Below are 6,743 nucleotides of genomic sequence, written 5' to 3' on the forward strand. Positions count from 1 at the left end.
TCGTGACAGGATGTGAATACTATAAGCCACAGACACTCAAAGAAGCGCTCGATCTGGCGGGGAGCCTGGAGAACTGGGCCTACATCGCCGGGGGCACGGATGTCATGGTGCTCATGAGGCAGAAGAAGATCCGGCCCGCGCACCTGATTTCACTCAGGAACGTGGGCGCCATCTGCGCGGTCGACACGGGTTCGGGACTTACCCTCGGAAGCGGGGTAACCATGAGCGAGATCAACGGGAACGAAACGATCAGGAAGCGTTACAGCGCCCTGGTTGACGCCACGAGCAATGTGGGCTCGAAGCAGATACGGAATGTGGCCACCGTGGGAGGCAACATCTGTAATGCCGCCCCTTCGGCCGATTCGGCGTGCCCGCTGCTCGTCCTCGATGCGGGAGTCTGCATTATGGGCCCCGGCGGCGAGCGCGTGACGGCGATCGACGATTTCCTCGTGGGACCCAATAAGGTTGCCATGGAGAAGGGGGAGATCGTGACCTCCTTCAAGATACCCGCCTTAGGGGCAAATACCGGCTCCGCCTATATCAAACACACGAGAAGGCAGGCCATGGACCTCCCCATACTCGGGATCGCGGCGCGGATAACCATAAGGATCGACGGCGATGAGGTGGGCTGCAAGGATGCCTTTTGCACCATCGATTCCATCTCCCATATCGTGACGCGACTCGAGGAGGAAAAGGTCATCTGCGAGGACGTGAGGATCGCGATGGGGGTGGTCGCGCCGAGGCCGATCCGGGCGAAGAAGGCCGAGGAGGCCCTCAGGGGAAAGGTCATATCGGAGGCGTTGTTTCGGGAGATCGGGGAGATCGCGGCCTCCGAGTCTCAGCCGCGGGACAGCGTCCGCGGCGAAGCATGGTACCGACGGGACATGGTGAAGGTGCTTACGAAAAGGGCGATCCTGAAGGCCATAGACCGCGTGGTCAGGCCCGACGACGTCATATTTCCCGAAAGGCTTTGGTAAGAGAGGGGACCATGAAAAAAGAGATATCCTTTACGTTAAATAATGAAAAGGTGATGGTGGAAGTCGATCCCAAATGGACGCTCCTCCATGTGATCAGGGAAGTGCTCGAGATGACGGGAACGAAGGAGGGCTGCGGATACGGAGAATGCGGCGCCTGCACGGTCATTGTCGACGGCAAGGCAGTAGATTCCTGCCTCTATCCCGTGATGGAAGCGGAGGGCAAGGTGATTACGACGATCGAGGGTCTTGCCGCGAAGACGGGCGGGCTCGACCCGGTGCAGGCGGCCTTCGTGAAGGAGGGGGCCATTCAGTGCGGCTTTTGCATACCGGGCATGATCATGTCCGCGAAGGCCCTTCTCGATGAGAAGCCCGCGCCTTCTGACGATGAGATCAAAGAGAGCATCGAAGGCAACCTGTGCAGGTGCACGGGGTACGTGAAGATCCTCGATGCAGTCAAATCCATTGCAGGCGGGAGGTGAGTATGAGCGTACCGACCATTGTAGGACAGAAAATCCCGAAAAAAGATGCGCCCCTCAAGGCTACGGGCGGGGCAATCTACATACAGGACCTCAAGCTTCCGGGCATGCTCTACGGGAGGATACTTTATAGTAAATACCCCCACGCCCGGATCGTAAATATCGACACGAGCAAAGCGCGGGAGCTTCCCGGGGTGCGGGCGGTGATCACTGCCGCCGACGTGCCGAACAACTTCAGGTTCGGCTTCCTGAAGGACAACCCGCCCCTTAAGTCGGGTAAAGTGCTCTCCATGAGGGATGAAGTGGCCGCCGTGGCAGCCATAAGTCCCGAGATCGCCGAAGAGGCCCTCGACCTGATCCAGGTTGATTACGAGGAATTGCCGGGCATATTCGACCCAATGGAGGCCATGAAGGAAGGGGCGCCCCTGGTCCATGAGGAGTTCAAATCGAACGTGCTCAAGATGCCGTGGAAATTCGTGGCCGGCGACGTGGAGGCAGCGAAGAAGGAGTCCGCCTTTGTGGTGGAGGATACTTTCAGCACCCCCTGGGTGACCCACTGCTGCCTGGGCACGAGCGGATGCATCGCGTGCTTCGATACGAACAACAACCTCGTCATGTACAGCAACACCCAGATACCCTCCCTGGCCCAGAACGATTTCATCGAGGCCCTGAAGGCCTTCGGCCACAAGAACAGGAAAGTGAGGGTGATCCAGGCAGTGATAGGCGGCGGCTTCGGCAGCAAGCTCGATACCTATGCCTATGAATATATCGCTATCCTCCTCGCCATGGAGACGAGAAAGCCGGTAAAGATAGTCTTTTCGAGGGAAGAGGAGTTCTTCGCCACGTCCCCGCGGCAGTGCACGGTCACGAAGATCTCCCAGGGGTGCGACAAGGACGGCAGGCTCACCTTCCGCGAGATGGAGATGGTCCTCGACAACGGCGCCTACACGTCGTGGGGCGCGACCACGCCTTCGGTCATGATGGTGCCCATCTCGTCGCTGTACAAGGTGCCGAATATCCACTATACGGCAAAGTGCGTCTACACGAACAATACCTACAGCCAGGCCATGAGGGGGTACGGAAATCCCCAGGCGACCTTTGCCATCGAGTCGCTCCTCGACCAGCTCGCGGAGAAGGCGGGCATCGATCCTGTCGAGATACGGCGCATCAATGCGAATGAGCCGGGCGAGCTCACGCCGCAGAATTTCAAGATCACCTCCTGCGGCATGAAGGAGTGCATAGAAGAGGTGGTGACGCGCCTCAACTGGAAAGAGAAGCGGGGGAAACATAACGGCAGGGGCGTGGGCATGGCGGCCCTTATCCACGTGGGGGGCGCGGCACGGGTCTATAAGTCCGACGGGTGCGGCACCATCATAAAAGTTGACGACAACGGAAAAGTGGACGTCATTACGGGCTCCTCCGAGATCGGCCAGGGCTCGGAGACGATCATCTCCCAGATAGTGGCCGAGGTGATCGGCGTCCCCATGGACGACATCAACGTGATCAATAACGACACTGACGTCTGCCCCTGGGATGTGGGGGCCCATGCGAGCAGGACCACCTTCGTGGCGGGCAATTCAGCCCTCGGCGCGGCGAAAAAGATCAGGGCCCAGATAATGGAGATCGCGGCGAAGAACCTGAAAGAATCCCCGGAATCCCTCGACATGCAGGACGGCGTCATATTTGCGGTTCACGACAAGGAGAAGAACATTACCCTCTCCAAGGTCCTGAGGAAAGCCCATTATACCCCTGGAGGACGGATGCTGGTGGCGGAGCATTTCTACGATCCGCCAAACGAGAACTTCGATCAGACCTTCAGGGGCAATCTCTCTGTATCCTACGCCTACGGGGCCCATGGGGCGGAAGTGGAGGTGGACAGGGAGACGGGAAAGGTGAAGATCCTCAACTACGTGGCTGCCCACGACGTGGGGAAGGCCTTAAACCCCATGCTCCTCGAGGCGCAGATCCACGGCGGAGGATTGATGGGGATCGGGTATGCCCTGGGAGAGAAGATGGTATTCGAAAAGGGCGTCCTCAAGAACGGCAATTTCCTCGATTACAAGATGCCCACCGCACGGGATGTGCCCCCGGTCCAGGCCGTGATAGTGGAGACGGACGAGCAGGACGGACCCTTCGGCGCAAAAGGCATCGGCGAGCCCGGCCTCGTTCCCACGGCGCCCGCCATCGCGAATGCCATCTATGACGCGGTAGGCGTGAGGATCAAGGACCTGCCCATCACGCCGGAGAAGATCCTGAAGGCGCTAAAGGAAAAAGAAGCACGCTGAAAAGTCATAAAGCCATGGCCGGGCGGGCAGAATATTGTGCCGCCCGGCCATCTGTATCAATAAGAGAGAGATAATCCGTCTGTCAAGCGATGCCTTCGAACCCGGGGCTTTTTAATCACGGACGTACGGGAGAGGGACGCCTGGTCAAAGCCCACGGGGGGCGTGAGGACGAGTACCGCCGTGGATTGGGCCGACTCGTTATTGGCGGCATCATAGGCTGAAACCGTGTAGTTGCTGTCCGTCGAGGGCGGGACGGTACTGTAGGATGTACCTGTTGAAGTCCCCGCCAGGGACCCGTTTCGATATACTTTATACCCCTCGACCGCCACATTATCGGCGGACGCGGTCCACGTGAAGATGACGGTGGAAGGCGAAGGGACTTTGGCCCTGAGATTGACGGGCACTGCCGGCGGCTCAATATCGGCCTCCGGTCCGCAGAAGAAACTGATGTTGCGCGTGTAGCTGTTAACCTGGATATCTCCTGCCGCGGCGTTTTGCACACAGGCATTGTTGATTTTCAAATTCTTCACGGACACGCCGTCAACGACGCGGTCGGCGTCATAGCCGAAGATCCCGTTCGCCTTCTGGTTGGCTCCCTTGAGGATAACATTGTCGAAGGTTATATTTTGCACACTGCCCCCTGGGGAAGTATTGTAAGGCGTAGGCGCCATGGTGAGGTTAAGAAGGTTTGTCATGGCAGAGATGTGGTCCACCCGGATATTCTGAAATGCGACATTCCTCACCGTAACGCCGTCTGCGCTATTAATCGCGAGGACCCCTCTCGCCCAGTCGAAGTCATAATTATCGACCTCGAGGATATCGATATTCCTCACCTTAATTCCATCGAAAGTCCGGTCCGAAATGCTGTACGATTCGGGTCCGATAAGAACTGCTCTTCCCTGATCGGCCCAGAGGACGGAATTCTGAATGGCGGTATTATAAGAACCCATTGTATTTCCGCCTTCACCTCCCAGGGCAAGCTTTATGGTGATGCAGTCGTCGTTGGTTCTTATAAAACAGTCGTTGATCGTGACGTTGCGGGAGTACTGGGGGAGAATGCCGTCGGAATTTACCATCCATCCCATGATTTTGACATTGTCCACTACGACGGCATCGGATGCGATGATCGGTATATTCCACCCCACGCCGTCAATGATGATAATGTCTTGCACGGTAATCCCGGTCGATTCGTTCACCGTGAGCATGGGGGGTTTAGGGGTATTGTCCGGAATCGCGTGATCGAACTTGCCCCCCGAGAGGATCCCTCTTCCGGCGATGGTCACATCGTGCGCTTTATGTACCAGTATCTTGCCATATACGATGGCCCCTCCCGCGATATAGACGGTGTCCCCAATGGAGGGATACAAGGTCCCGGTCCCATCCCCGATAAGATGCGTGCCCGGACCGTAATAAAGGACTTTGGGACCCGATGAGGCTATGGGGTTCAGGTCCTTTCCATTGGCGAAAATGAAGAGATTGTGATAGATGTCGTGGTCGATTTCCACCGATATCTTCTTCGGCGCGGTCATGGTAAAAGTCACGGTATTGCCCGCGATAGACGGGACGAGTCCGGCTGAGTCGGGCCTTATCACCGCGGAGGAGACAACCCCCGAATTGTTCGTTACCCTCACTTCTACATTGGTCGAAAAATCTGAATCAAAATAGGCGAAGGACATGTGGGACTGAGTGGTCTTGTCGACCATTGCGTCATAGACGAACAAACCGCTCCATGCGCCCCCCGGGGAACGTACTTCCACCGTAAACGTGGGGTTGCCGGGTGCATCCTGCGGGGCAGGGTAGACGGTAATCTCTGCCTGAAGAAGAAGGGGGAAGAGCAGAAAGAGCGGGAGGAGTCCCAAAATAGCGATCACCAGCCCCCGTGCTAATTGTTTCCCTGCGAGAGAGGGCCTCGGGGTTTTCATATTCATGCCTCCTTTTTGGAATGCGGTGTTAACGGCGGTGACTTCGCACCCTACTAAGGGGTTATAATCACTGATCGGGGCTTGTCAAGAAAGATACCAAAGGCTAGGGGAGGGTCTGCACGGTTGGCCTCTTCTTTATTCCGGCTCCTTATCTTTGAGGAATAATCGATGGTACTCCGGCTCCGACAGATATTTTCTCAACATTTTCCCCGTCATTTCGAAGAGCTCATCCAGGTCCTCGTCGCTCATCCGTGTGAGCAGGGTCTTCATCACCTCATCGTCGGAAAATTTCTGCAGGGTGAACTGAAGCATCTCCTCATTCGACTGCCTGTCCAGGCCGTAGCCGAGGAAGCCGCTGAAGGTTTCTACAAAGGAATGGGAATGTTTCGCCATGGGACACCTGTTCCGGTATATATTTTCGCACGCTGCCTTGCAGCCTGCTACAGGGTAGTCATTTCGCCATGATTTTACAAGCATAATTGTCTCTCCGGCCTACAGTTGTGCTCCCTGTGTCTAAATTCTGCGTGCCCGGTCAAGTATATAGAGCGGAGGGAAGATGTCAGCGGGTCGACGTTCCGGAGGCGGGCGGGCAGGAAAAGGTGATGTTTTTCGTAAATCCGTTCGTCAGAATGTCGCCTGCCGTGGCGCTTCCCACACAGGCTCCGTTAATTCTGAGGTTGGTAAAGCGTACCCCCTTCACCAAATGGCCGGCGTCATAGCCATAGATAGTATTCGGGTATTGGGTCGCGCCTTCCAGGGAGACATTGTTGAACGTGATGTTTTGGATAAGGCCCCCGGGAGACGCATTAAAAGGCGTGGGCGTCATGGTGAGGCTGAGGAGGCTCGTGCCGGGGGGAACAGGTCCTACCCGGATATTCTGAAAGGCCACATTTCTTACCGTGGCCCCGTCCCCGCAATTGATCGCGAGGACCCCCTTGGCCCAATCCGGTTCGTAATTATTAACCCTCAGTACATCGACATTCCTCATTGCGATCCCGCTATATATGCGGTTTTTCGTGCTGTGCGATTCCGGGCCGACCACGAATGCCCTGCCCTGATCGCTCCATAAAATGGAGTTTTGAA

The 6,743-nt window shown here is 56.7% G+C and carries 6 protein-coding genes; 3 read left to right on the forward strand and 3 right to left on the reverse strand.

The features are described from left to right. Positions 1 to 2: 2 nt before the first annotated feature. Genes VGJ94_15270 through VGJ94_15280 form a run of 3 tightly spaced genes read left to right on the forward strand, consistent with a single transcriptional unit; the run spans position 3 to position 3,738 of the window. Positions 3 to 977: an FAD binding domain-containing protein gene (locus tag VGJ94_15270; protein HEY3277977.1), complete on the forward strand. Its 975-nt coding sequence runs from the start codon at positions 3 to 5 to the stop codon at positions 975 to 977. 11 nt (positions 978 to 988) lie between these two features. Next, positions 989 to 1,456 (forward strand): (2Fe-2S)-binding protein, encoded by a 468-nt coding sequence (locus tag VGJ94_15275; GenBank protein ID HEY3277978.1) that lies wholly within the window; start codon positions 989 to 991, stop codon positions 1,454 to 1,456. Positions 1,457 to 1,458: 2 nt separating this feature from the next. After that, the gene (locus tag VGJ94_15280; GenBank protein ID HEY3277979.1) at positions 1,459 to 3,738 is read left to right on the forward strand and encodes a xanthine dehydrogenase family protein molybdopterin-binding subunit; all 2,280 of its coding nucleotides are present in this window, start codon (positions 1,459 to 1,461) and stop codon (positions 3,736 to 3,738) included. Between the two features lie 56 nt (positions 3,739 to 3,794). Here VGJ94_15280 and VGJ94_15285 read toward each other — a convergent pair whose 3' ends face one another. The 3 genes from VGJ94_15285 to VGJ94_15295 form a co-directional block, all read right to left on the reverse strand. Continuing rightward, positions 3,795 to 5,660: a glycosyl hydrolase family 28 protein gene (locus VGJ94_15285; GenBank protein ID HEY3277980.1), complete on the reverse strand. Its 1,866-nt coding sequence runs from the start codon at positions 5,658 to 5,660 to the stop codon at positions 3,795 to 3,797. Between the two features lie 135 nt (positions 5,661 to 5,795). After that, on the reverse strand, positions 5,796 to 6,137 hold the full coding sequence (locus VGJ94_15290) for a hypothetical protein (protein ID HEY3277981.1): 342 nt from the start codon (positions 6,135 to 6,137) through the stop codon (positions 5,796 to 5,798). 82 nt (positions 6,138 to 6,219) lie between these two features. After that, positions 6,220 to 6,743: hypothetical protein (locus VGJ94_15295; protein HEY3277982.1), on the reverse strand; the 524-nt coding region annotated here is incomplete at its 5' end.

Source organism: Syntrophorhabdaceae bacterium (genome assembly GCA_036504895.1).
In the GTDB taxonomy this organism is placed as follows: Bacteria; Desulfobacterota; Syntrophorhabdia; order Syntrophorhabdales; family Syntrophorhabdaceae; genus PNOM01.

Coding starts and splice junctions, on each gene's coding strand:
- VGJ94_15275 (HEY3277978.1), top strand. CDS start 989: ATGAAAAAAGAGATATCCTTTACGTTAAATAATGAAAAGGTGATGGTG.
- VGJ94_15280 (HEY3277979.1), top strand. CDS start 1,459: ATGAGCGTACCGACCATTGTAGGACAGAAAATCCCGAAAAAAGATGCG.
- VGJ94_15285 (HEY3277980.1), bottom strand. CDS start 5,660: ATGAAAACCCCGAGGCCCTCTCTCGCAGGGAAACAATTAGCACGGGGG.
- VGJ94_15290 (HEY3277981.1), bottom strand. CDS start 6,137: ATGCTTGTAAAATCATGGCGAAATGACTACCCTGTAGCAGGCTGCAAG.